The sequence below is a fragment of the Okeania sp. SIO2C2 genome (assembly GCF_010692625.1).
GTDB lineage: Bacteria > Cyanobacteriota > Cyanobacteriia > Cyanobacteriales > Microcoleaceae > Okeania > Okeania hirsuta.
In genome coordinates, this window is the sequence record NZ_JAAHGM010000002.1 from 235,348 (window position 1) to 260,356 (window position 25,009).

Consider the following 25,009-nt stretch of genomic DNA (forward strand, 5'->3'; position numbering starts at 1 on the left):
CATTATTCGGTTCTAATTGTGTTGCCTTTTCAAACCAAGGTAAAGAATCTTCAACTTTAGCAAAACTTAGAACATTCCTAAATTCTCAAACTCAACCATAGATGATTTTTTGCATTGGTGAATGCGTAATGCTTTTGTCTCAAATATCTATGAAAAAACTATAATTGTACCGTTCATAAATATTTAATGGCATTACCTAATCACCAACCCCTGATTTTTGTCTTTTGCCTTTTTACTTTTGCCTTCTCAAGACAACTCCCTTCCTTTAATTTCTGATAAAATAGTCTCATCCGGCACCTCCCCATCTGTATAATAACCCGCCGCTTTCTTCGCAGCAATTTCCACTTGCGCATCTTCCGGCACCAACTCATCAGGAATAGGTACGCGCTCAACTATTTTAATCCCAGAATTAACAATAGCATTATACTTCATATCGCTCATCGACACGAAACGGTCAATTTTCGTAATGCCCAACCAGTGTAAAACATCTGGCATCATTTCCTGAAACCGCATATCTTGGACTCCCGCAACACATTCCGTTCGAGCAAAATAAGCATCCGCGCGATCGCCACCTTCCTGTCTTTTCCGAGCATTGTAAACCAAAAACTTAGTCACCTCTCCCAACGCTCTCCCCTCTTTACGGAAATAAACAATGACACCGACACCTCCCTCCTGCGCTGTCTGAATACAAACCTCAATGCCATGCACCAAATAGGGGCGACAAGTACAAATATCAGAACCGAAGACATCCGAACCGTTACACTCATCGTGAACTCTGACTGCAAGTTTCTTCGTGGGGTCAGCAACATCAGCAACATTTCCCACTATATATACAGTCGTACCACCAATAGGAGGTAAAAACAAATGTAAATCTGGGCGCGTTACCAACTCCGGAAACATTCCACCCATTTGTTGAAACAACACCCGACGCAAGTCACTTTCTTCCACATTCAGTCGTTTAGCTACCCCAGACAAATACCAAACTGGGTCGATCGCTGCTTTCGTTACCACCAAGTTGCCATTATCTTTAACAATATTGCCATCAACTTTCAATACACCTCTAGCAACAGCATCCTGTAATTCTGGCATATTAATATTTGCCTTCGTGACTGCAATAGTAGGTCGGATATCGTATCCTTGTTCATAGTAAGATGCAAATACTTCTTCCACCACTGCCCCTAATGGATCGAGACAGACAATTTTATCGGGGTCATACCAGCTTGGATAGGGGCCAATATGTGCTGCCGGAGAAGTATTTGTTAAATCAGCACGGTGATTTGATTGTAGTTTACCAGAGGCGATCGCCAGGGCACGATAAACAGCATAAGAACCGGAGTGAGTACCAATGACATTACGATGGTTAGGGTTACTCAAAGACCCAATCGCAGGTCCTCGCTCTATGGGGTTTTGAGCACCCCACTGCACGGGAATTGGTTTTTTGTCGGCAGGACCAGGATGAGATGTTAATACAATATGTTTATGCTTTGCCATTTTTTCTTAACTTTGAGATAATAATTACGCCATTAATTTTAATAAAATCAAGCATAGCATAATGTAACAAAGAACAACTTCAAGACCTTTTAATGAAAATCAAACAACATGAATTTCTATTGCCATAGTGTTCTATAATTAAGTGAGTATTTATCCAATAATACAGCACTTTTAATTTAAGAAGTGTGAGGCACAGTTTAATCCCTGTTCCCTATTCTCTGGTGACTTTGGTCAACTAAATAACTCTAGTAAAATATTAAGTTAAATAGATTCTGATGAATTATATTAATCGTCGTCAATTTATTCAGTATAGTAGCCTCGCTATTAGTACCAGCATATTAACAAGTTGTGCTACTCCTAATAACTCCAACTCTACTGCTAAAAATAATAAAAATCTTGACACAGTAACCTATGGAACTAATTGGTATGCTCAAGCCGAACATGGAGGTTTTTATCAAGCAATTGCTACAGGAATTTATGAAGATTATGGTTTAGAAGTTACTATTAGAATGGGAAATGCTCAAGTAAATGGAACTCAGCTATTAGTAGGGGGAGGAATTGACTTTTTTATGGGGTCTAGTCTAGAAGCAATTCGCTCTGTAGAAATAGGAATTCCTACTATTACAGTTGCAGCTATTTTCCAAAAAGACCCCCAAGTATTAATTGCTCATCCAGGAGTAGGAAATGACTCTTTAGAACAACTAAAAGGCAAGCCAATTTTAGTATCATCTTTAGCTGAAAAAGGCTATTGGCAATTTCTCAAAACTAAGTTTGGTTATCAAGATGACCAGAGACGTCCTTATAATTCTAGTGTAGTTCCGTTTTTAGTAGATAAAAATGTAATTCAGCAAGGTTATCTGACATCTGAACCTTTCACAATCCAGCAAAAAGGAGGCTTTGAACCAGTAGTTATGTTATTAGCAGATGCTGGCTATAAACCTTATGCTACTACTATAGAAACAACAAAAGAAATGGTAGAAAAAAATCCTGATTTAGTCCAGAGATTTGTCGATGCTTCAATTAAAGGTTGGTATAGTTATTTAGAAAATCCTGAACCGGCAAATCAATTAATTAAAAAAGATAACCCAGAAATGAAAGATGATTTATTAGCTTATAGTTTAGAAAAAATGAAAAAATATGGTATTATTATTTCTGGAGATGCTTCCACAAAAGGTATCGGTGCTATGACAGACGAACGCTGGAAATTATTCTTTGATAGTGTAGTAGAGGCAGGATTAATTGAGCCAGATACTAATTATAAAGAAGCTTTTACTTTACAATTTGTTAATCAGGGAGTAGAAGCATATAAGTAATTAAAAAGCAATCAGCAATCAGCAATCAGCAGTCAGCAGTCAGCAGTAAATGTGTGCGTTTGCGGAGCATTCCGGAACAGAAAGAGGATTTCAACCCCTAGCTCTAAAAGCTGAATCCTGTTTGCGGAGCATTCCGGTACGGAAATACTAAAAGCTAATAGCTAGTTAATAATTAATAATTAATAATTAATCATCACCAATCCTGACAGTTATAGGATTGGTGAATAGAGTTTTTTTTGATTAATTTATTCTTTAAAACAGAGGCTTTAAACCTTAATTATCCGGTCAAAAATACTGGATAATTAATATTATATCAACAAATTAACATCGCACAACCCAAAATAGTTAAAGACTGAGTTTATAACCTAATATACTAATTTTTATCAATAGTATTTACTGTATAATATAAATGAGCAAATAAGATTACGCAAGAGGTAAATTATGTCTATTAATCTCAGCAAAGGTGAAAGAGTAAATCTTTCCAAAGAATCTCCCAATTTGAAGCAAGCAGGTATTGGCTTGGGATGGGATATAAATACTACAGACACAGGGTCAGCATTTGACTTAGATGCTTCTGTATTTATGTTAGGAGCTAATGGAAAAATTCCAGCAGAAAAATACTTTGTTTTCTACAATAATCTCATCTCACCAGATAGTTCTGTTAAACATTCAGGAGATAGTAGAACAGGAGAAGGTTCGGGAGATGATGAACTAATAGAAATTGATTTAACAAAAGTAGACCAAGCTATTCAAGAAATAGTATTTGTAGTGACTATCCATGAAGCAGATGCCAGGAGACAAAACTTTGGACAAGTTAGAAATTCTTTTATTAGAATCTACGATATTACCACCGAAGAAGAAGTAGCTAAATATGAATTAGAAGAAGATTTTTCACGAGAAACAGCTCTAGAATTTGGCAGACTTTATCGCAAAGATAATGATTGGAGATTCCAAGCTGTCGGACAAGGTTATAATTCAGGTTTACAGGGATTTGTTGATAAGTATGCATCTTAGCCTAAATTGTATACAAAATCAGGTAAAAGTAGCCCACTAAGTTTTTCTTAAGTATTAACGAGATAGTTTTAGTTAGTGTAAAATTTAAGTCTAATTGATACTTGAAAAAATCTAATTTCAATGAGAGTAAAATTTGAGGGATAATCTTACCTCATAAGGAAATACAAAGCGTCAAAGCAATACGGGACACCTTTAGTTCTTTACAATTTCAGCCAAATTGGCCGTCAAAATGCTAAACTTCGGCAACATCTGCCTCTAAATTTCAGAATACTCTATACTCTAGAAGGCAAATAGTAATTTAACTATCTGCCACAAGTTAGCTCAATCTAAGATGTGATGCCGATTTTATTTATCTGGTAAAATAAAGTATTCGCCTTTCTTAAATCTGCTAAATCTAGGCAGTTAAGATAGGCAATTCTCACCCTAAATCTCATAGTAAAGACTCTTGAGATAATTACCAGAATTGCCCCAATCTTAGCGTTTATTTGTTGATTGAATAAAAAGTAAAAAAATAATGACAGAACTTGATTTTGAAATCCGAATCCCAGAAGAGATTAAGAACTTAATCATTCAGGAATAATTCTTTTGGTTAAGCCAAAATCGAAAGGACAGTTGAAGATTAATCTATCTTCCCTATTTACTAAAGCAATCAAACTTTGTACCTCACTAACTCTAAAACTGCTATAATCAGAGTTTTATCAATTTTGCTCTTCACAATGATCGGGTTGATGTGGTATATAAATCTGGAACGATCAAGTCAATTTGTTCTGATGGAAAAGTGAACAACTTTTTCGTAATTAACTTATGGAAACAAGAAACAGATATGCAGAAAGTGGATTTTGAGATAGAACTACCAGAAATTGAAAGTGTTCGCAATTTATCGATCCATGAGGAATACTTTTGGTTAAAGCAAAATGGAACTCAACGCAAACTGCGCTTACACGACTATGTTGAGATATACCAAGTTCCCTATCTCTATGAGCATCTGATGGAAAAGCTGGAATCTAAATCTCACACTGTTGTGACTTCTTTATTGGTTGAACAATTTACTCAAGCAGGTGGTAAAGTTGAAGATATGGTAGTTCTTGATATTGGCGCAGGAACTGGTTGGGTTGGCAAAACCCTAGCTGACTTAGGAGTGAAATCAATTGTGGGCATCGTATGCAACGTGTTCTCATAGAGATACTAGCTGATGAATATTCTAAATTCCTCAGTATTGATAAAGTAACAATGTACTTCTTGTTTCGTGGATGTGGTTTACCAACACCTGAGATTCGGGCAATTTATAAATCTCATCGTCCAAGTGCTATACTTAATATTTCTCATCGACAAGACCTTGAAGATTATCTGAGGGAACCAGAATCGTTACCTATTTACTTTAAGCAATCTTCAGGTTCCTATGGTCATGGTAATGTTTTAGCCCAACGCTTAGATGGTGACATCCTCCACCTGGGTACAGGTTCTTCACAACCACTTAAAGATTTTTGTAACTCTTTGGATGAGAAAATAAAACTGGGGTGGATTTTACAGCAACCCCTCACTGCCCATCCTAAAATTGCTGAGATTTCTGGTACTGAAAAGATCTCAGGTGTCAGAATACATACATTATTATTAGACTCCGGTCCGCAAATAATCCGTGCAATTTTTAAGATCAACTTAGGTAATTTGGACTCTGACAACTTTGAGCATGGTGTAAGTGGAAATCTTTTAGCCTCTGTAGACATTGAAACTGGTAAACTTACCCGTGTTATCTCTGGTATTGGTCTATCCCAAGTTCAAAATCCTGTACATCCAAAGACAAAGCGGGATTTAGTTGGGTTCCAACTTCCTTACTGGAGTGAGATAGTTGAACTTGTACTTGAAGCACATTTAGCATTTCCTGGTTATCTTTGTCCTGGTTGGGATATTGCTATTTGTGAATCTGGACCGACAATACTTGAACTTACATACTTTGGTGATATTGATCTTTCTCAACATTCCTATCGACGCGGGTTCCTTGATTCAAAATTTATGACATTTATGCGCGATCGGGATCTTGAGAAAATGCTCTATATGAAGCGAAAAAGACGGCAAGAACTTTTGACATCATATGGTTCAGAGATCAAGGGTCATCTTGGCATGACAAGACATCATTGGCAATGGTAATTGAAGTCGAAAATCAAGCTGTTTTTCAGATTCCTGACAGGAAACATTGTTCCAGCAGGTAACAATTACTAACTAACAGCAAATTCAGTTAAACTGCGTTTATAGGGGGCATGAAATCCTAAGACAATATCTTTTTTAGGAACCCCAGCAGTTATTAATTGATTAGCAATTCCGATTTCTGTTCCATCTCTTTGAATCCAAATTTTATTATCTCTTAAGTCAACATGAATAATCACACCATAGATTCTTTTTTGTTCTTTCCAGCCAATATTTAAGACTTGGTAATGATGGCGTTTTGTGTCAAATAGAAGTTGAATTTCTGTGTTACTTTTTCCATCATTAACTGAATGTTCGGTGAGAATATCTTGGATAAGTTGAGAGTAATCTATTCTTTCCATAACACGACTTCCTGTTTGATAGAATCAAAAATTAAAAGTTTAATTTGATATTCTGCCACAGAATCTTGAATAAATTGACGAGAAAAGAAATCTTCATAAGTATCTTGAGGAATCGCTAAATAGAGAATCCTTTCAGAATATTCCTGTTTTAAAGCTAACCTATAATTAAGGATTTGTCCTAATGCAAGATGAAATTCTGTGACTTCTGATGCCCCTAAGAAAGATTTAATTTCTATGGCGATTTTTTGACCTGCTTTTTCCGCAGCAATTAACCTTTCTTTTACTTTCAGATAAAGAGGGTCATGGGTAATGTTCCAGCCATCCTTTTCTATAGCCATACAAACGGATTGATGAAATATATCTTTAGCTGCCACAAATAACATTAATTAGGGTTTGCGCTTCACTAGTCTTTTAGTAGGGATAGGAGACAGCTATACTGGAGACAGGAGAAATGGGAATGAGCGAGGAGGTAGGAGTAACAATTGTAAGAATGATTTTTCTGCCCAACTATGCGCCTAAAATACTAATTTTTTGAGCGTTTTAGACGTGATACCAGGCACTTTTGAAAGGCCCCAAAAAGGAACTTCTCTTTAGATGTCAATGCTTTTATATTTAATCAGCAAGCCCTAATTAACAAGATAAAAACGGTCATTTATACATCTAGGAGTAAGCTTTTCATCGACCTAAAATTTGAAATATTTATCTTCAATTTCAGCTTCCTTCTACAGATATTTTCTAATCGCCAATTAATACATAATTCCTCGCCCTTTTTCATTAAACTCTTTAAAAGTTTGCTCTGATAACTCCTGGGTAGTAATTGCTTGTAAAACAGAAAATGGTAATGTCAGATGATTAGCACCTGCCAGTAAAGTGGCCACAGCTTCATCAGGAGATTTTATACTTGCTGCTAAAATTTCTGTACCGCTACCCTGCACTACCTCAGCCATTTTCCGTACCAACTTTAAACCATCTCCCAATAGTCTTGTTGCCCGGTTAACATAAGCGATCGCGTATTTAGCACCCGCCTCTACAGCTACTACTGCTTGAGCAGGATGATATATTCCTGTCACAGAACAATTAATTTCTCCAGACAGATGAGATAGAGCTTGAAAACCAGTGGCAGTTGCCGGAATTTTCAGAACTATTTTATGACCAATTAATTTTGATGCAGTTTTCGCTTCTGCCATCATGTCATCAAAATTAGTAGCAGTAAGTTGGTAATATAATTCTCCAGAAACAATTTCTGAAAGTTCCTTTAATGTAGCTTCTGGAGACAAATCGCTTTTTACTAACAAAGTAGGGTTAGTTGTCACACCAGATATCCAACCAAATTTACTGGCAACTCTAGCTTCTGTTACTATTGCGGAATCAAGATAAAGAACCATTTTTTTTCTCCTACAAAAATTGGCGTTGCTGAAGCACGTGTATGATATTAATTTTAATTACGGGGTTGCACATTATGGAATGATATTGCCAAAAATTGCTTTATATTTTGACTAAGAAAAACCTAATATTAATCATTCTAGCAATTGATTAATCCACAATCCAATTAATCAAAAATATCAAATCATTCGTCACTGTGCAACACCTTAATTACAAAGAAGTCAGTCCTCAGTCCTCAGGAGGGAAGAAAGGAAGATATATATTTTTTAATTTCTTCCCCCTCTCCCCACATTCCCCTCCTGGGAGGGGGAGGGGCGAGGGGTAGCCCCCCCCAATGCAAAAATGTAGCAAACATTGATCGCGCTTGGTATAACCTACAACCTACTACCTACCACTAATTCCCTCAAAAGGTCCTAAAAAAGTAGGGCGAGGGCGAGTAATATGAACTTCTAACAATGCTTTTAAGACTGCCAAAAGTTCGCGGAGAGAATAACGTCTCATAGAATCATTTCTAAACTTTCCCCAATCTGGTGTACCTAAACCTGTAGCATCTACTCCCAGTTGACGACAGGTATAAACCGCACGAGGTAAATGATAACTTTGAGTTACTAAAACTGCTTGGGTAATGCCAAATATTTCTTTAGCACGATAACAACTTTCATAAGTACTGAAACCAGCATAATCTAAAGTAATATCATCAACAAATACACCACGGGAAATTGCATATTCTTGCATTGCTTTCACTTCATTATAATCAGGAGTACCATTGTCACCAGTCATCAAAATTTTTTTAACACTACCAGTTTTGTACAAGTTAACAGCTCCTTGTACTCGGTCAGCTAACATTGGTGTGGGAGTACCATCTTCCCATACTCCTGCCCCAAAAACTATAGCAATAGGTTGCTCTGGCACATCTTCCGGGTTTTTGTATCGATATTTGCTTGTCGCTATTTTGACATAAACGTTTAAAGCTAGAGGAATTAGTAGCATTATTAATACTAAAGCTAGAAAAATTAAGCGTTGATTTAGTAAAAATAATTTAGGTAACATAGGCAATAATTAATTAAAAAATAAATAGTATTTATTGAGAGATATTTCGAGTCACCTTGACAGGGAGGTTCTATAAAACATCCCTTCATTCGTTTTCGCAGCCATATTTCATTAATTGATAATGGATAATGAATAATGGATAATTACCTCTGGTTAAAACCGTTACGGAATTGAATATGAGGAAATCTGATTTCTTCTCTTGGTCGATTGGAGGACAGCGAGGAGACCCGTTCTTGCAGACCCGCTCCGAAGATCGCCATCCCACCCTTCGGGAAGCTACGCTAACGACCGCTTTTTTATCCTTAAAAGGAGAGGCTTTAAACCTCTGGGGATTAATTATCAATTATCAATTATCAATTATCAATTATCCTATTAATTTTGACTTTTGACTTTTGACTTTTGATTTACTTCTGATGTGCCAAACCAATTGCTTCAGAAATAGAATTTAATCCTCTTTCATCTAACTTTTGCAGTAATCCTTGGAGAATTTGTTTGACCATTCCCGGTCCTTGATAGACCCATCCTGTGTAAACTTGAATTAGACTTGCCCCCGCAGTAATTTTATCCCAAGCATCTTCTACAGTAAATATACCCCCTACACCAATAATTGGTAATTTTCCTTGAGTTTCTTGCCAGATAAATTTAATGATTTCTGTTGCTCTTTGAGTTAATGGTGCGCCACTAATTCCACCTGCTTCTTCAGTGACAAGTTTACCAGTTTTGGCAATAATTTTAGTTTTTAATTCATCACGGGAAATAGTTGTATTGGTGGCAATAATTCCAGATATTTGATATTGTTTAATCAGGTCTAGTATTGAGGCGATCGCTTCTTTTTCTAAATCTGGTGCAATCTTAACTAAAATTGGCTTCACACCTTGATTTTCTGCTTGTAAATCTGTTAAAATGCTACTTAAATTTTCAACATTTTGCAGGGAACGTAGCCCTGGAGTATTAGGAGAAGAAACATTGACTACAAAATAATCACCCCAATCTTTTAACAACTTAAAACTACCTAAATAATCTGTTGCTGCTGCCTCTAAAGAGGTTATCTTGGATTTACCAATATTTATACCATAAGGGAAAAAATTCGGATAAAAAGAATAATTATTCTCCTGTAATCTGAGGGCCTCTGGAATATTTTTTCCTTGAGATTGTAATCTCATAGCTAAAGCAGCAGCACCTTGATTATTAAATCCCATTCTATTCAAAGCAGCTCGATCCATTGGCAAACGAAACAATCTTGGCTGAGGATTTCCCGGTTGTTGATGAAGAGTAACTGTACCAAGTTCAGCAAACCCAAAACCTAATTGAGGCCAGGCATTAATGGCCACACCATCTTTATCATATCCTGCAGCTAAACCCACAGGATTTTTAAAGTTTAATCCCCACAAAGTTTGTTCTAGGCGAATATCCTCAAAACATAAAGATTTTTGCATTATTGTCTGCAAGCTACTTATTAGTTTACTGGAGGAGTTAGTATCCATAAAACTGAGAATATTTAGAAGTTGATGATGTACCCATTCTGGATCAGCTTTTAATCCAGAAAATAGAGTCGGAAATATGACAGAACGATAAATATTTAACACTTGATTCTAAATAGTAGTTGAAAATTAAAAACTAAAAATTAAAACTCAAATTTTTATCAGGTATAATCTTGGAATGACAAGACTCTTTTTGATCAAAGCACACTAATTAATTCTCGATCATCAATATATCATTTAGATCGAGTTAGCTGGAATACTACTGATAAATAAGGGAAACAGCAGTAAGAGTATAGATATGCAAGGTCTCAACAGGAGAATTTCATACAATCTCTCTTTCTCATCAGCAAAAACAAGATATTTTATTGATAACGGCTTATCTAAAGTTGATATTAAATCGTATTTACAGATTTAGCGGACAAAAAATTAATACTGATTAGTCAAAAATATTGAGAAGATGATGTCCAGTTGAATGCTGATAAATAAACAGTAATAGGGGGTGCCGAATATGGGTTATAAAGGCAGAAATAAAGCAAGAGACCATAGGAATAGAAAGTTTTTGACCACTAGCTAACTAATTAAGCTGACATACTATAATTTATTTCTTTTATTCTCAAAATAACTATTAAATAATCAGGATAATCCATCGATGTTAAAAAAAAATGAAGCAGAAAAAAATCATAATAATCTGATTGCTTTAGAAAGCATAATTAGAGCAATTAGAGAAGAAGAAGATTTAGATTTTCTCATGAAAAAAGTCATAAATTATCTTCAGTCAGAATTTGATTATTGTTTGATTTGGGTCTGTTTGTACGATCGATTAGCAAATAAAATAGTAGGCAAAGGCGGAATTACTCCCAATGGTGAAATTTCTGCTCTCAAACAAAAATTCACCATAAGTCATGGAGATATATTAGAACAAGTATTAATGAAAAGAAAAGCAATTAAAGTCGCTGACTTAAGGGCAGAAAAGCAAGTTGGAGAATGGGTAAAAATAACACAAACATATCATATTAAAGGTACAATTTTCTTTCCCATACATTACAAAGAAAAATGTTTTGGTATTGCCTTAATGGGTTCACAAGAGTGGGGAATATCTTTAGAATCAGAAGAAAAAGCACTACTATCTTTAATCTGGGGTGAACTAGGACAAACATTACAAAAAATAGAAAAAGAATGGCAAGATCAACAAGCAAAACGACCTGATGAACCAATACTCTCATTACTATCTCAATTAGGAAAATTAACGACTTTAGATCAACGCCTCGAAACAGTTGTAGAAATAACTCATCAATTTTTACAGCCATCCCGCACAAATATTTACTGGTATTATCCCAATGGACGCTATTTTTGGCGTCGTGCGAGTAATCATCAAGTAATAGTAGAATGGAGCGACTTTAAACGTCCTGCTTCTGGCATTACATTGCAAGATTTAGGTAAATTCTATCATGTACTATTAGCAGGAAAAATTGTTTGCATTGGAGAATATTACACTTCTGTAGACAGCGATATTATTCGCAGATTAATCCGACAAATTAGAGCTGCTTCTGTATTAGCAGCACCAATTATCTTAGAAGACGAACTATTAGGATTTATTGCTGTAGAAGAACAACGCAACCGTCCATGGCAAGATGATGAAAAAAACTATTTGCAAGGGGTAGGTCAACTGCTAGCTTTAACTTCTCCCCTCTCAGAAATGGAGGACAAAATTCGTCAAGCTAAACTAGACCAGACTTTAACTGCAGGCATCACTCGCGCTATTTACGGTGATGATGATTGGCAGAAAACCCTAAAAACAACGGCAGAAAAAATATCTCAGCGCTTAGGTGCTAAATATTTTATGTTGGCAATCCGCAACAGAGGGCAGTTTGAAGTTGTTTATCAAAATCATTCTACTCAAAGTCGAACAGTCAAAACTTCTCTACCCACCCTCAGCAAGGAGGATATGACCTTGCTAGGACGAAACACTGAAGTAGTAGGAATTGAAAATTGGTCAGAAAGTCATATATTGAATGCTTGGCAGGAAGATTTTGAGAAACTTGGAGTACGTTCTCTTCTGTTGTGCAGCACAATAGGAGCTGGGAAAAAGGAACAAGAAGAATTTATTACAAAGAATCAAGGCGATCGATATAACCAACCCGAAGGACTCGTAATTATTGGTTATGAAACCCCTCGCACCTGGAATCGCAATGAACGAGAATTAGTCCAAATTGCCAGTCAACAGTTAGGTTTTCTCCTGCATCAAAGACATATTAATCAGATAATCAACAAGCAGCAGCAATATACAGAATATCTTCAGTCTGGTTTTACTACTTTGCAACCAACTACAATAGTTGCAAATCCAACAAAAGTATTGATTAACTCTTCCAACTCCTTATTATCGCAAGAAGTGAACAATTTTGAACTAGTTGGAGAACTGAGTGTATTAGGAAATTTATCCCTAGACTGTCTAGAAGGAAACTTTCTCGAATTTATTGCTCAAGCAATTGTGGCAATAGCACAGATCAACCCGCAAACTATTCCCCTAGTTGCTTTAATTACCTGGTATCCATTATCACAAACAGGTAGAGTTATGAGCTATAGTTATCCTGAGTGTCATATTACTAGCACTGACAAAATTTCGATTCCAGTTCGTACTGATTCTTGGATTCAACAAATAATTTCTACAAATGGTTGGTTGCATCTGAGTGTGAGTGATGTACCAGCAAAAACTTTACGGTGGCTCAATATTCTTGATAGCGGTCAGGTCGTAGCAACTGCTTTGCGTACTGCTATTGAACATCAACCGACGGGTATATTGTTAATTGCAGACCCTCACAAAATTTTATGGCAAAAAACAGAACTGCCGCAACCACATTCTCCTACTGAAACTCTGAAAAATTTATTGACTCATTTGGTTTCTCAGTTTGCATGGTCGCGTCGCTATTTAATAGTAAAGACTGCTTTAGAATCTCAGCGAGAAGAACTAGAGTGGTTGAATTGGTATAAACAAAAGCGTTTAGAAGAACTTTACCGTACTGTTGGTTCTGGTTTTAAGCAGTTAAGTGAATTGCATTATACTCCATCAGAAAATCCTGCCCAACAAAAAAATGTATTGACAAATCTACGTTATCAGCAATTACTAAGGCAAATTGGGAATGTGTTATCGTCTACTACTTCATTATTTACACAAGAAAAATGGCGTTTACAAGCAAATTTTGATGTTGTCTCTGTAGCTAATTTGTTGAGGCGATCGCTCATTCGCATTGATTCCCAAGTAAAAAAAAGACAACTGCAATTAGAAGTTCATCGGGAAGGAAATTTGAATATTTATGGAGATCTTATTAAATTAGAATTAGTTGTTTACGAGCTTTTGATTAGTGCCTGTAGTCGTTCTCAAACAGGAGGAAAAATCGATATTAAATGCCAAACTTTAGATGAAGAATGGCTTGAAATTTCTATTATTGATGCAGGTAAGATTAGCTCAAAATTAATTGCAGAATTTAACTCCGTTTCTATCCCAGATGTATTAGAACCTTCTCTCTTGGTTTCACCTCCAGGCAAGCATTTAATTATCTGTCGGCGACTAATTCAACAAATGGGAGGAGAGCTAGAGTTAAATTTACAAGAAAGTGGTTTAGTAGAAAGTAAGTTACTTTTACCCTTAGCTCACCTTTGATTTCTACAAATTTTTCCTCCCTTCTCTACAAAATTTGATATTTATATCATGTCCGTTTAATAGGGTGATAAAAAACTTTCTTTTCCTCTTCCTTCTTCTTCCCTCCTGACACCTGAGACCTGACACCTGACACCTTCATCATTATTTATAAGTATTTAACCAGACATGATATTATACCAAGCGTGAAAAAAGAATGTTACGAATAATAAGAGGAATAAAAAGACAAATGCAGGATATGTCCTTTGACAAAAAGAATGATTTTCGACCTGAAAAATGGTATTGAAGCTATTCATTCTGACTTGGTCTTCCTGACTCCTGACTTCTAAAAAATATCCTAGCTATTTGTAGCAAATATTTATTAATTTGGTATTACTTATAATCCTGACAAGTGTTAAAATGAATTAAAATTAAAACTAATTCCCATAATTGAAAAAGATCAATTCAGACTCTTTGGCCTATTAGTAAAAATTAAAAATCTTAGCTATGACTGACAAATACCAAGCAAAAAATGTAGCTCAACTTATTTATACTACAGCTATTAGTGTAATTGAATACTGTACCAGTAAAATTTTTTATAATCTTTTAGATTCTCATATTATTCAGTTTCAAAGCAATTCAAATCTTCTGAATGCCACAGAGAGCCAACAACTAAAAGCAGCAATTGAACAGTTATATAGTAATTATAAAATACAGCCAATATTACCATTACACATTGCCAATATAGATTTTATTATTGGTCGAGAAGAGTATGCTAATCATCAAATAGAGCAAGCATTAAATAAGTTTAAAAATAGCCTATTAATCTGGGAAAAAAGTACAAAAAATTTACCAGGGGAAGCAGTCACTCAACAAATTAATGAAAGATTAGAAAAAATAGGAATTGTCCTCTTTTATATCGGATTATGTTACGAGCATCAAGGCAATTTAAACATTCCAGTAGAACAAAAAAATAATTATTGGCAACAAGCACAAAATAATTTTCAGCAAAGCCTAGATTTATTTGCTCAAATAGACCGACAAGAATTAGTAGCTAAATTTATCATTCAGCAAGGTGAAGTTCTGAAAAAATTAGAAGCATGGAGCGATTTATACAAGCTTGCTAAACGCGCTTTAGAACTACATTTAACTTACGGTACAGAAGAGCAAATTGCTCAAGATTACGGATTTTTGGCTGAGGCAGCAATGCACGAGTCAAAATGGGACCATGCTAGTCAATTAGCAGAATTAGCAGTTGCCATTCAAAATCAATCTATGGGAAATCCTGTAGAAATTGCACAATATGAGAATTCTTATTTCTCAATTTTAAGTGAATCTCAAAGTAATTTAGAAGAGTGGCAAGCTACTGTTAATCAACTAGAAAAAGCGCGACAACAAACAAGCCCCCATCATAATTTACACTCTTATATTTCCATACTAAAAGCATTAAAAAAACTTTATTTTGACCAAGACAAATATGGAAAATCTGCCAGAATCAAAGAAGAAAAATTACGACTTGAGCATCAATATGGATTAAAGGCTTTTATAGGAATAAATCCATTACAACCACAACAAAAATCTGATAATAGTCCGATAATTCCTAGAGAAATTAAAATTTCCGGTCGTCTAGAAGATGTGAATAATTTAGTGGCAAGAATCAAAAGCCAGAACCATAAACTAATAATTATACATGGTGTCTCTGGTGTGGGTAAAAGTTCTTTAATTAATTCTGGGTTAATACCTACTCTACTCGCAGAAAATTCAGAAGATAATCAAGCAATTTCACTCATACCACTACGAGTCTATACAGATTGGATGAGAAATTCTGACTCTGCAACTTGGAATCTAGAATATGTACTAGAAACATTGCGTAAAAAACATCAAAAAAATAATTTAAAAGTATTAATTTTAGACCAGTTTGAAGAGTTATTTACTGTCTGTCCCAAACTAGCTCAAAGACTACCACTTTATAAATTTTTATATGACTGTTTAAGCTTGAATTTTGTCAAAGTAGTTTTATCTATCCAAACAGATTACTTACATTACTTATTAGAATGCGACCGCCTGACAAACTTAGAAGCAGTAATTAACTATCAAATTTTATCTAAGGAAATTCTTTACTACATAAGTAATTTTGAGCCAAATCATAGTCAAGAAATTATCAAAAACTTAATTGAACCTGCTCAATTAAATTGGGAGCCAGATTTAATTTCTCAAGTAGTAAAAGATTTAAGTTCAGCAGATAATACAGTAAGTCCGATAGAATTGCAAGTAGTAGGCACTGAACTTCAAGAAGAAGCAATTACAACTGTTGAAGCATATCATAAACTAGGAGATAATCCTATCAAAAAACTCACAATAAATTTTTTAGATGGAGTAATAAAAGATTGTGGCTTTCTGAACGGACGAACAGCAATATCTGTCTTATACTTATTAACAAATGAACATGGTACTCGCCCTCTAAAAACTCGTGCTGAATTAGCATCAGAGTTATTAATGCAACGCCATAAACTAGATTTAGTTTTAGATGTATTAGTTGCTCGAGGATTAGTTTTACTGCTGCCAGATTTACCGCAAGATAGCTATCAATTAGCTCATAATTATTTAATTCCTTTAGTTCGAGCACAGAAACAGGAAGGAGAAAAATCAATTTCTGAATTTGAATTTGAAAGAGATATGATGTAATATCAAGTCCGGTAATATCGGTATAAAATATTTTTGAAGTCAGTCCTCAGGAGTCAGGAGAGAAAAAATAGGAAGAGAAGGAGAAAGTTTTCTATCACTAATTATCTGGACATAATCTCAGGATAGACAACAGTTATAAAGATTAGGTAATGGTGAAGAAGGAGAATGTTTTTATCGCTAATTAAATCGATTTGATATTATTTGACAAAAGACAAAAATAACAAATAAATTTTTAGATAAAGCTATTACTTTTATATTTAGTTTATATTTAGATAGATGCAAGTTTATTAAATAAATAACTTTCAAAAAGTGTAATACCAGTTTGATAAATCTTTGCTACAAATATTTAGGTTACCGCTTAGGAGTCAACCCACCCCTCGCCCCTCCCCCTCCCAGGAGGGGAATACAGGAAGACCGAGTCGTATGGGAATAGGTTTGATACCATTTTTTATTTAGTAATTTATCTTTTTCGTCCAATAGATACTTCCTATAAATTACTTTAATACTGCTTACTATTTGTAACATTCTTTTTTCAAAATGGTATAATACCAATTGGAAAAAAATAAGATTACCTAGTAATTAAGGTTTAAAGCCTCTTCTTTGAAGAAGAAATAAAGATCAAAAATACTTTTCACTAATCCTATCCATTTTCAGGAGAAGTAATTGTCAATTATTAATTGTTGAACATTTATTTATAAGTATTCAAATTGACATAATCTAATTATAGCAATCCTAAATAGGTCATGACAAATAAAAAAGTAAATAAAAAAACTGAAACTCTTACCAGTTAAGTGTTCCCAGTTAAGTGTTCCCTAAAAAGCAGTAAGATTTTTGACACGAATAAAATAGGATTGCTATATTTATCTTAACTTAATTTTTAACTCAGTTTAATTTAAGGTATATACACCATTCTTAAAATTGAAAATATTGTAATTTGACAAAATAAAGTAAGGTAAAAAATCCTGATAATTCTCCAGAAAATATTCAAATTCTAGTATCAATAAACGAACCTATTAAAAATATTATAGCAGTCGCTATTACTGTATTTGACATATAAAAAGCTTAAAACTCAGACAATGCAAAATTTTTCCTTCTTATATCATGTCCGGTAGCATCGTTTGTGTATAGAATCAAGTCAAAATTGGAATAAACCTTTCTGTCTTCCTTCCACCAAAGTATAAGTATTCAAGCGGACAATATTACTTCTTACTTCTTCCTTCTTACTTCTTCTTCCTTCTTCCTTCCTTATTGAATTATGAAAAAAGTAGCTAAAATAATTCTCAATACTGCTTTATTTGCTAGCTTGGGTTTGAGTTCTATAGTCTTACAAGCAGGTAGCTGGAATAACTTTAAACTTCGCTATTTTAATCTCACACAATATCTCAATAATCAAGATAGAGAACTCCAAGATATTCAAGCACAAAATCTCGACCCTCAGAAATATAGTCGAATTAATTTAGCTGAACTGTTGAACGGCGGACCGCAAAAAGATGGTATCCCTTCTATTGATAATCCGAAATTTGATACGGCGACAACAACACCTTTTCCCACTAATGAAACAGTAATTGGTATAGAAATAAACGGTGAAGCTGTTGCTTATCCTTTTGGCATTATGAATTGGCATGAAATTGTTAATGATACAGTAGGAGCAATGAATATTACTGTTTCTTATTGCCCTCTTTGTGACACTATAATTGCATTTGAACGTGGCAATACAACTTATGGAGTTTCTGGCAAACTTTATCAAAGTTGTTTAGTTATGTATGACCGCTCTAATAGTACTCTTTATTCTCAACCTTGGGCTATTGGTATTCTTGGTCAGAATGTTAACAGTAATTTGAATAGAATTTCTGCTATTAAAACTACTCTAAAAAATTGGTTAGCAGTGTATCCTAATAGTAAAATTTTATCTACAAAAACAGGTTATAAACGTGACTATTTTAACTATCCTTATGGCAGTTACTATACCGATAAAATGTTGATTTTTCCAGTCAGAAATCAAGACCAAATTAACCAACATCCCAAAGCTATTATTAGTTATGTTTGGGAAGCAGACCGAGAAACACCTGAAAATTATTTCTCAGGTAGTAGTGTTCAGTTTTTACATTCAGAAATTAAGCAACTAAAAGAAAAAATTGTAGAATTTAATGGGCGAAAAATTCGTGCCAAATGGGACAGTCAAATGCAAACCGTTATTGTTGAAGAATTCGATGGTACAACTATCCCTAGTTCCACCGCTTTTGCTTTTGTTTATCCAGCATTTTTTCCACAAGTCCAGTAGGGTGTGTTAGCGACAGCGTAACGCACCGTCAATAGTCCAGTAGTGGACTGTTTCACTAAAATAGTGCATTAGCCTTTTTCGTAATCATCCCATCATATCAAATCCGGTTAAACAGCCATAGAATAGTTAAGTTAGGAGGAGTCAGTCCTCAGTCCTCAGTCCTCAGGAGGAGAAAGAATTACAAAGATAAACGTAGTTATGGCGATTGAAGATTTTTTTTATGTCCAATTAAACGGATTTGATATCACCCCCTCACCTCATTCCCCCACTCCCCCCATTTTCTATTGCACCATTTTAGATGTGTCGGTCCAGTATGGTGTATTAGCGGTAGCGTTAGGGGGGGGTTCCCTCCCTGTAGGGACGTTGCATACAACGTCCCTACTACTCAATAAAATGTAGAAAAGTTTTTGAGAAATGATATCAGTAGAGAATACTAAACCCTAAGCTGCAAAAAGTCACGGAAACCCCAATGATACAAACTATAACAAATTTCTCCCCCAATTTCTTGCCAATGTAAAAATTCTAGCCAAGTTTCCAACACTTCTTCCACATCATATTCGTCAGTGTCTATGGATTTGGCGATCGCCTCCACAGAAACTGCTTCTTCTTGCTCGACTAATACTCTCAGCACTCCCAACTCAATTTCCGACAAACCCTCACCTGCCATTTTTTGCCACAAACCCTGATAATATTCCTCTAAACCTGCCATAGGAACATCCCAAGGGCGAATGCCATTCCCCCCCTCTTCCCCCTCTTCCCCCTCTCCACCCTCTCCCCCCTCTTCCCCCTCTCCACCCTCTCCACATCCTTCTGGGGTTTATCCTCCATTCCCATCCGCACCCAATGTTGTTGATAATAATCTTGCAAACCATCAGGCAATTCCTTCAAACTCAAATCTGGATACTTATCCTTAGCAATATCCGGTAACACATAACGCAGATACATGAAATTATTTTCACTCTTGTCTGCTATCTGCTCGATAAAATCTTCCTTTTTAATATCCCGCTCTTGCACCCACATTTGCAACTTAACCCCATAGTCTGGGTCTTTATTCAACATAAAACCGATATATTCTTTCACATCATCCCGACTAAAACCCCGATATTGACTCGCCCTCAAATCTAATTCTGTCATCCCCACCCCTGGAGAAACATTCAAAGGTTTATTCTCTCGTTCATAAGGTCGCCTAGTCAACAAAAAATAAACCCCATCCGGCAACGTCGTCGGAAAATCCAGAATATTACCGCCTCCAGTTTGCTCCACCTCATCCAAAGCATCAACCACAATAACCAACTTTTGCCCCCGAAGATTTTCACTAACCTTTTGCAGCAAAGCAGACAAATTAACCTTATCCGTATTTCCCAACTCGTAGCGTCTAGTTAATTGTTTGCGGATACTCTCCAGAAAAAGTTCAGGTCTATTACGACCATCAGCACGAACATTAAAATGACAGGGAGACTTATGGTCATAAACATATTTAGCAGCAATAGCACTTTTCCCCATCCCTGCATCCCCAACCACAGTAAAATAACCATTAGAATTTTGATTGAGAAAATTCCCAAATTCCTTAAACACAAATTCCCGACCACAAAAACCCTTAATTTTTTCCATAATTAAAGACTTAAATTCTGCCGGATATTCGTCAAAATTCCAATCTGGATAAGGGCGAAATTCTGGAGATTTAGTCCGCTTCGCCACATCAATAAAAGCTATACCAAATTTTTCTAATTCTCACCGAACATTAATCTGAGATTCTTTTATTTCATCCCCCAAAGCATAAGATTGAATAAAGTCATCAACCTTATTCCAGAAACTAATAGGAGAATTAGTAGAATAGGCACTCCAAAAAGCATTTTTTATTTCTTTCTCCCGAAAAAGCTTCAAAATTGGCTCATCCTTACCCACGCCATATTCCACCAAAGCATAAACATAAACTCCATCAACATCTTTCGGAGGTTGTGTGGGGTCAAGCTTTAATTTTTTTAAAGTATTAACAACAAGTTCATTTCGTTGAGCTGCATCGATCGCTTGAGGAACAGCAGATTTAGCAGCATTAATAATCGTTTTAACAATATTATCTAACATAAATTAAACCTCAAATTAGGAATAGCAAATCAAGCGCAGAGGGGTTTTTTTACGATTTTTCAATTAGACCTAGAGCAAAGTTTAAGAGTTCCACCCGTTTTTCTTCCGAAAGGAAATTAATCAGAGCAGTAACTTTATCCGTTGTAGTTAACCATTGCTTAGTTTGAGCTTGCCAAACAACCATAAATTCATTATTACTTAGACTACATAAAGCTAAAGTTTCTCCTTGTTCATTAGAAAATTCAACTTCATATTTTCCATCATTATAACATTCAACAATTGTGCCTTGATTGCCTATAAATTGTTGCTCTGAAGGTAAATTAACTAATAATTCAACAACATCAAATAATTCAGGTTTAATCATTATCTTTTCCTCACATATAGAGTAATTAATCTAGCAGTATTTATCTCTAGTTCAACTATCCATCCCGTACAAACAATCTCTTTTTGTCCTTCTTGTGTACCGATAATTTCTAAATCTACTTGGTAGCGATCGCCATGTTCATCCCTAGATTTAAAAATAGCTTCGGCCTCTAAAACTTGAGTGGAAATTTGTTCTAATAGTAGTTCATAATTATCTTTTGTGAAACCCAAATGACGCTCAAACATGAGAGCTTTATTAGCACCTTTCGGATTATCAGGATTGAGAGCATATTCTGTTAGTTTACGAGGATTAATCGTGATTTGGTTGATAATTTATCTCAATTTCATATTATATGCTTTTCTTTGAAAATAAGCTTTTTCCTCTGGCTCACCAAGGATTTCAATCCTTGGCTAATAGCTTAAGTAATCTAAAGATGATTAAATTATTTATACCATCTTTTTGTATTGTGATTAATTAGGGCTTGCTGATTAAATCTAAAAGTATTTACAGATAAAGGTTTTCGCCTTTTTGGGGTCGAAAAAAGTGCCTGGTTTTCAGCTCTTCATGCTCAAAAAGGAGCTTATTTTAGGCGCATAGTTGGGCAGAAAAATCAAAGGACAATTCTTACTGCTACCTTCTCGTTCATTCCCTTTTCTCCTGTCTCCTGTCTCCTGTCTCCTACCCTCACCCATAAGACTTTTTCAGCAAACCCTAATTAATAAACCTGATATAAATCATATAAATCCCATTTTTGTTTCGGTATAGTGGTTTTCAGGTAGGTGGAATAGAACTCACATAAGAATAGTTAAGTATTTTCTGATCTACCGTCACTATAGAAAAATTAGATAATCTTGCCGTTGCGACAATTATTCTATCTGCTGGATCTTTGTGAAAATTACCTGGCAGTGATTGAGCATCAACCGCAATTTCAGGAGTAATAGAAATAAGAATAACTCCTTCTTGTGCTAATGCAATTTTCAACCATTCTTGAATAGTTAAAGGAAGAATAATTCTTCCTGCTTTAACAAGTCTTGCTATCTCAATAAGACTGATAGTACAAATTCCTAATCCATCTGGTCTTTCTCTCTTAATTATCTCACGATGGTAACTGGTTAATTTAGGGTCGTTCTGGTTCCACCAAACAAAAATATGAGTGTCTAGAACAATCATAAAACCTCTTTATAACTATTCTCCATATCCCAGTCTTCTACAGAAATAGCTGGTTCTTCGGGATCGGCATAGTAAAAATAGGGCTGCTTATTTGCCAATGGATTAGAAGGATATTCCTTTTTATTTTCACTAATATTAACAACTCCAACCAGCTTATTTTGAATAGCTTCATTTAATATTTCTGAAGCGAGTTCTTCTACAGATACTTGTTTTTTAGCTGCTGCTTTTTTCAAAAGCTCTTGAGCCTCTGGAGTAATATTAACATTAGTTTTAATCATAATCTTTTCCTCACATATAGAGTAATTAATCTATTTGTATATTAATATCAAGCCTAATTAATTAGCCCTAATAAATCAGCTATTTTCAGTCATCTCAAGATGACTAAATTATTTATATCGTCTTTTTTTATTCTTGATTAGCTAACCAGTTTTCCAAATCTACTATAGTTGCCAAATCAAAAATTTCTTCCCCTAAAATATCTAATTTTTCCAGAGATAACTGCTCTATCTGAATTTGAACTTCTGGAGCTATTTCTCCAAACTTTCGGCGAATTTGACGTAAGATTTGTTTCGCTACTTGCTCTCTTCCTTCTTCCCGTCCAATTTCTCTTCCTTCCCTTTTGGCTAGACTAATTTGTCCTTTCTTATCTCTAATCAACCTTTCCTGTTTTTCTAATTCCTCTAATTCTTCATTCTTTAAATTCGCCTTATTCGCCATATTTAATGCCGCTTCTATTTCTGGTACTTCTCCTAATGAAGAGGGTATTACTTCTAATGTTGGTGCCGATCTAATAAAATATGTCCATTTATCACTGAGGGTTTCTAATTCTGATAATTCTTTAGTGAATTTAGGTAACTCTAGAAACATTAAAGTGAATTCATCTTGATAATTAAAATTTTCTGCTTCTTCTTTCAATCTAAACTTAGTAATAATTTTATCCGTGTTTTCAAATAAAATAAAATCGGTAATTGTTAAAGCTATAAAAGGTTTTAACATCATATAACCTTCCCCCACATCTAATTGATTTCCATAAGCTTTAGCTAGGTTATATATTACTCGTTTTTCAAAATATTCTACATTCAATACTTGCATTTCAATGATGACTGTAGAACCATTATCTAAAACTGCCTTTACATCTAAATAAGTCTCCTTAAGACTGTTAGTAGCTCCAGGATTATAAGGGTTAATTATTTTTAGGGATTGAATAATATTTTGGTTCTCATAAACTATGGCATTGAGAAAACTAATTAGGATATTTTGACTGTGAATAGAACCAAAGATTTTTTTAAAAGCAAAGTCAGTTTTAGGGCTAATAAATTTCATTTGATATACCTTCCTGAATATTAACTATTGCTTAGTTTGAGCTTGCCAAACAACCATAAATTCATTGGCTAATAGCTTAAATCTATCGTAAGCATTCTGTATTGTTAGCTATAGTAATCCTAAATATGTCGTAACAAATCAAAAAGTAAATAAAAAAACTGAAACTCCCACCTGTTGCCTGTTGCCTGTTGCCTGTTGCCTGTTGCCTGTTGCCTAAAAAGCAGTAAGATTTTTGACACGAATAAAATAGGATTGCTATATCAGCTATCAGTTTCATTTAACCGTTAACTGATAAGTGATAACTTAAATTACCAATATTTTTGAGAGCTGCTAAAACTTGCTCCAATTCATTTTCTTTCTCAGTAGATAAAGCATAAGAACGACTATATATAGGAACATTTGCTTTTTGCAGTTTAACAAAAACAAACTCTCTACCATTAAGCAAAAAAGCAAACGTTGGCCGATCGTGTTGGGAGTTTTTCAACATATAAACTAAAGCTTGAGGTAGAGCTGCCATCACATCAAATTTAGTCCTTTTCGATTCAATAACCAATATCCAAAATCTCTGTTGTAGAACTAAAACATCTATTCTACCTCTAATAATTAAATCATTATCTTCATCAGAAATTTCTACAGAAGTTTCAGTTGTTATGGAAAAGGGAGATTGAAAAAATCCAGCTAAATCTAGTAAAGGTGCTAAAATAACCAATTTGACTCCCTCTTCCAATAAAGGGCGACGATTAACTAAATTAAAATAGTTACTTCTAACTCTTTCTAAACTGCGTTTTTCTTCATCAGTTAAAGAAGGTAAATCATCTTGCCATTCTCGAAAAAATTGACTATCAGTTGTTAGTTGTAATCCAAAGTTTTCTTGTAATTCTTCTAGAGTAATATCCTGAGCTTGAACAGTTTAAACCATAATAAATCATTGCTTTTAGGAAACAGGGAATAGGGAATAGGGAATAGGAAATAGGGACATAGAATAGAAATAAAGAGATAGTAACTGGTTAGTTTAGGGTCATTCTAATTCCACCAAACAAAAATATGAGTGTCCAAAACAATCATAAAACCTCTTCACAACAATTCTCCATATCCCAGTCTTCTATAGGAATAGCTGATTCTTGGGGAGCAGCATAGTGTAGATATGACTGCTTATTTGTCTAATGGATTAGAAAGATATTCTTGTTTAAAT

26 protein-coding genes are annotated in these 25,009 nt (G+C 34.8%); 10 read left to right on the forward strand and 16 right to left on the reverse strand.

Annotation, left to right across the window (positions count from 1 at the left end):
- Positions 1 to 246: 246 nt before the first annotated feature.
- Entirely contained in the window at positions 247 to 1,491 is a 1,245-nt protein-coding gene (locus tag F6K18_RS01895; protein ID WP_287518096.1) for a GTP cyclohydrolase II, read from the reverse strand.
- Positions 1,492 to 1,766: 275 nt separating this feature from the next.
- On the opposite strand from F6K18_RS01895, the gene F6K18_RS01900 reads away from it, so the two are divergent.
- The 4 genes from F6K18_RS01900 (at position 1,767) to F6K18_RS01915 (ending at position 5,963) form a co-directional block, all read left to right on the forward strand.
- Positions 1,767 to 2,804, forward strand: coding sequence for an ABC transporter substrate-binding protein (locus tag F6K18_RS01900; protein WP_287518098.1), 1,038 nt, complete (start codon positions 1,767 to 1,769; stop codon positions 2,802 to 2,804).
- Positions 2,805 to 3,245: 441 nt separating this feature from the next.
- Positions 3,246 to 3,818 (forward strand): TerD family protein, encoded by a 573-nt coding sequence (locus F6K18_RS01905; RefSeq protein WP_287518099.1) that lies wholly within the window; start codon positions 3,246 to 3,248, stop codon positions 3,816 to 3,818.
- 778 nt (positions 3,819 to 4,596) lie between these two features.
- Complete coding sequence (locus tag F6K18_RS01910) at positions 4,597 to 4,998, forward strand: hypothetical protein (RefSeq protein ID WP_287518101.1); 402 nt, start codon at positions 4,597 to 4,599, stop codon at positions 4,996 to 4,998.
- Positions 4,980 to 5,963 (forward strand): sugar-transfer associated ATP-grasp domain-containing protein, encoded by a 984-nt coding sequence (locus F6K18_RS01915; protein WP_287518102.1) that lies wholly within the window; start codon positions 4,980 to 4,982, stop codon positions 5,961 to 5,963. The genes F6K18_RS01910 and F6K18_RS01915 overlap by 19 nt, the downstream gene beginning before the upstream one ends.
- Before the next feature lie 68 nt (positions 5,964 to 6,031).
- Here the strand turns inward: F6K18_RS01915 and F6K18_RS01920 are convergent, their stop codons facing one another.
- Both F6K18_RS01920 and F6K18_RS01925 read right to left on the reverse strand, forming a co-directional pair.
- Positions 6,032 to 6,361 carry a XisI protein gene (locus F6K18_RS01920; RefSeq protein ID WP_287518104.1) on the reverse strand — a complete coding sequence of 110 codons (330 nt, stop codon included), beginning with the start codon at positions 6,359 to 6,361 and terminating at the stop codon, positions 6,032 to 6,034.
- Positions 6,349 to 6,744, reverse strand: a complete 396-nt coding sequence (locus F6K18_RS01925) for an element excision factor XisH family protein (RefSeq protein WP_353734981.1) — start codon at positions 6,742 to 6,744, stop codon at positions 6,349 to 6,351. The genes F6K18_RS01920 and F6K18_RS01925 overlap by 13 nt, the downstream gene beginning before the upstream one ends.
- A 10-nt stretch (positions 6,745 to 6,754) precedes the next feature.
- Between F6K18_RS01925 and F6K18_RS01930 the strand changes: the two genes are divergently transcribed.
- Positions 6,755 to 6,880, forward strand: a complete 126-nt coding sequence (locus F6K18_RS01930) for a hypothetical protein (RefSeq protein ID WP_287518107.1) — start codon at positions 6,755 to 6,757, stop codon at positions 6,878 to 6,880.
- A gap of 227 nt (positions 6,881 to 7,107) precedes the next feature.
- Here the strand turns inward: F6K18_RS01930 and F6K18_RS01935 are convergent, their stop codons facing one another.
- Together F6K18_RS01935 and F6K18_RS01940 are read right to left on the reverse strand one after the other, a co-directional pair.
- Complete coding sequence (locus tag F6K18_RS01935) at positions 7,108 to 7,746, reverse strand: transaldolase family protein (protein ID WP_287518108.1); 639 nt, start codon at positions 7,744 to 7,746, stop codon at positions 7,108 to 7,110.
- A 382-nt stretch (positions 7,747 to 8,128) separates the two neighbouring features.
- The gene (locus F6K18_RS01940) at positions 8,129 to 8,794 is read right to left on the reverse strand and encodes a vancomycin high temperature exclusion protein (RefSeq protein ID WP_287518109.1); all 666 of its coding nucleotides are present in this window, start codon (positions 8,792 to 8,794) and stop codon (positions 8,129 to 8,131) included.
- A gap of 176 nt (positions 8,795 to 8,970) precedes the next feature.
- On the opposite strand from F6K18_RS01940, the gene F6K18_RS01945 reads away from it, so the two are divergent.
- Positions 8,971 to 9,183 (forward strand): hypothetical protein, encoded by a 213-nt coding sequence (locus F6K18_RS01945; protein ID WP_287518110.1) that lies wholly within the window; start codon positions 8,971 to 8,973, stop codon positions 9,181 to 9,183.
- A gap of 15 nt (positions 9,184 to 9,198) precedes the next feature.
- Here F6K18_RS01945 and F6K18_RS01950 read toward each other — a convergent pair whose 3' ends face one another.
- Complete coding sequence (locus F6K18_RS01950; RefSeq protein WP_287518111.1) at positions 9,199 to 10,380, reverse strand: quinone-dependent dihydroorotate dehydrogenase; 1,182 nt, start codon at positions 10,378 to 10,380, stop codon at positions 9,199 to 9,201.
- A gap of 544 nt (positions 10,381 to 10,924) precedes the next feature.
- On the opposite strand from F6K18_RS01950, the gene F6K18_RS01955 reads away from it, so the two are divergent.
- From F6K18_RS01955 to F6K18_RS01970, 4 genes are all read left to right on the forward strand, one after another.
- Positions 10,925 to 13,933, forward strand: coding sequence for a GAF domain-containing protein (locus tag F6K18_RS01955; protein ID WP_287518112.1), 3,009 nt, complete (start codon positions 10,925 to 10,927; stop codon positions 13,931 to 13,933).
- 483 nt (positions 13,934 to 14,416) lie between these two features.
- Positions 14,417 to 16,594, forward strand: coding sequence for a hypothetical protein (locus F6K18_RS01960; RefSeq protein ID WP_287518114.1), 2,178 nt, complete (start codon positions 14,417 to 14,419; stop codon positions 16,592 to 16,594).
- A 333-nt stretch (positions 16,595 to 16,927) separates the two neighbouring features.
- On the forward strand, positions 16,928 to 17,050 hold the full coding sequence (locus tag F6K18_RS01965; protein ID WP_287518116.1) for a hypothetical protein: 123 nt from the start codon (positions 16,928 to 16,930) through the stop codon (positions 17,048 to 17,050).
- 799 nt (positions 17,051 to 17,849) lie between these two features.
- Positions 17,850 to 18,875, forward strand: coding sequence for a DUF3179 domain-containing protein (locus F6K18_RS01970; protein ID WP_287518118.1), 1,026 nt, complete (start codon positions 17,850 to 17,852; stop codon positions 18,873 to 18,875).
- A gap of 433 nt (positions 18,876 to 19,308) precedes the next feature.
- Here F6K18_RS01970 and F6K18_RS01975 read toward each other — a convergent pair whose 3' ends face one another.
- From F6K18_RS01975 to F6K18_RS02020, 10 genes are all read right to left on the reverse strand, one after another.
- Positions 19,309 to 19,584, reverse strand: coding sequence for a hypothetical protein (locus F6K18_RS01975; RefSeq protein ID WP_287518120.1), 276 nt, complete (start codon positions 19,582 to 19,584; stop codon positions 19,309 to 19,311).
- Positions 19,572 to 20,573 (reverse strand): AAA family ATPase, encoded by a 1,002-nt coding sequence (locus tag F6K18_RS01980; protein WP_287518121.1) that lies wholly within the window; start codon positions 20,571 to 20,573, stop codon positions 19,572 to 19,574. The genes F6K18_RS01975 and F6K18_RS01980 overlap by 13 nt, the downstream gene beginning before the upstream one ends.
- A 33-nt stretch (positions 20,574 to 20,606) precedes the next feature.
- Positions 20,607 to 20,960, reverse strand: coding sequence for a hypothetical protein (locus F6K18_RS01985; RefSeq protein WP_287518122.1), 354 nt, complete (start codon positions 20,958 to 20,960; stop codon positions 20,607 to 20,609).
- 49 nt (positions 20,961 to 21,009) lie between these two features.
- Entirely contained in the window at positions 21,010 to 21,324 is a 315-nt protein-coding gene (locus F6K18_RS01990) for a DUF4926 domain-containing protein (protein ID WP_287518124.1), read from the reverse strand.
- Positions 21,324 to 21,656 carry a DUF6883 domain-containing protein gene (locus tag F6K18_RS01995; protein WP_353734986.1) on the reverse strand — a complete coding sequence of 111 codons (333 nt, stop codon included), beginning with the start codon at positions 21,654 to 21,656 and terminating at the stop codon, positions 21,324 to 21,326. The genes F6K18_RS01990 and F6K18_RS01995 overlap by 1 nt, the downstream gene beginning before the upstream one ends.
- Before the next feature lie 222 nt (positions 21,657 to 21,878).
- Complete coding sequence (locus F6K18_RS02000) at positions 21,879 to 22,016, reverse strand: hypothetical protein (RefSeq protein ID WP_287518126.1); 138 nt, start codon at positions 22,014 to 22,016, stop codon at positions 21,879 to 21,881.
- Between the two features lie 79 nt (positions 22,017 to 22,095).
- Complete coding sequence (locus tag F6K18_RS02005; RefSeq protein ID WP_287518127.1) at positions 22,096 to 22,494, reverse strand: type II toxin-antitoxin system VapC family toxin; 399 nt, start codon at positions 22,492 to 22,494, stop codon at positions 22,096 to 22,098.
- A complete protein-coding gene (locus F6K18_RS02010; protein ID WP_287518129.1) occupies positions 22,491 to 22,772 on the reverse strand; it encodes a hypothetical protein in 282 nt (93 codons plus the stop codon). Before F6K18_RS02010 ends, F6K18_RS02005 begins: the two co-directional genes overlap by 4 nt.
- Before the next feature lie 127 nt (positions 22,773 to 22,899).
- On the reverse strand, positions 22,900 to 23,817 hold the full coding sequence (locus tag F6K18_RS02015; protein ID WP_287518130.1) for an Rpn family recombination-promoting nuclease/putative transposase: 918 nt from the start codon (positions 23,815 to 23,817) through the stop codon (positions 22,900 to 22,902).
- 277 nt (positions 23,818 to 24,094) lie between these two features.
- Positions 24,095 to 24,709: a type I restriction endonuclease gene (locus F6K18_RS02020; protein ID WP_287518207.1), complete on the reverse strand. Its 615-nt coding sequence runs from the start codon at positions 24,707 to 24,709 to the stop codon at positions 24,095 to 24,097.
- Positions 24,710 to 25,009: the final 300 nt, after the last annotated feature.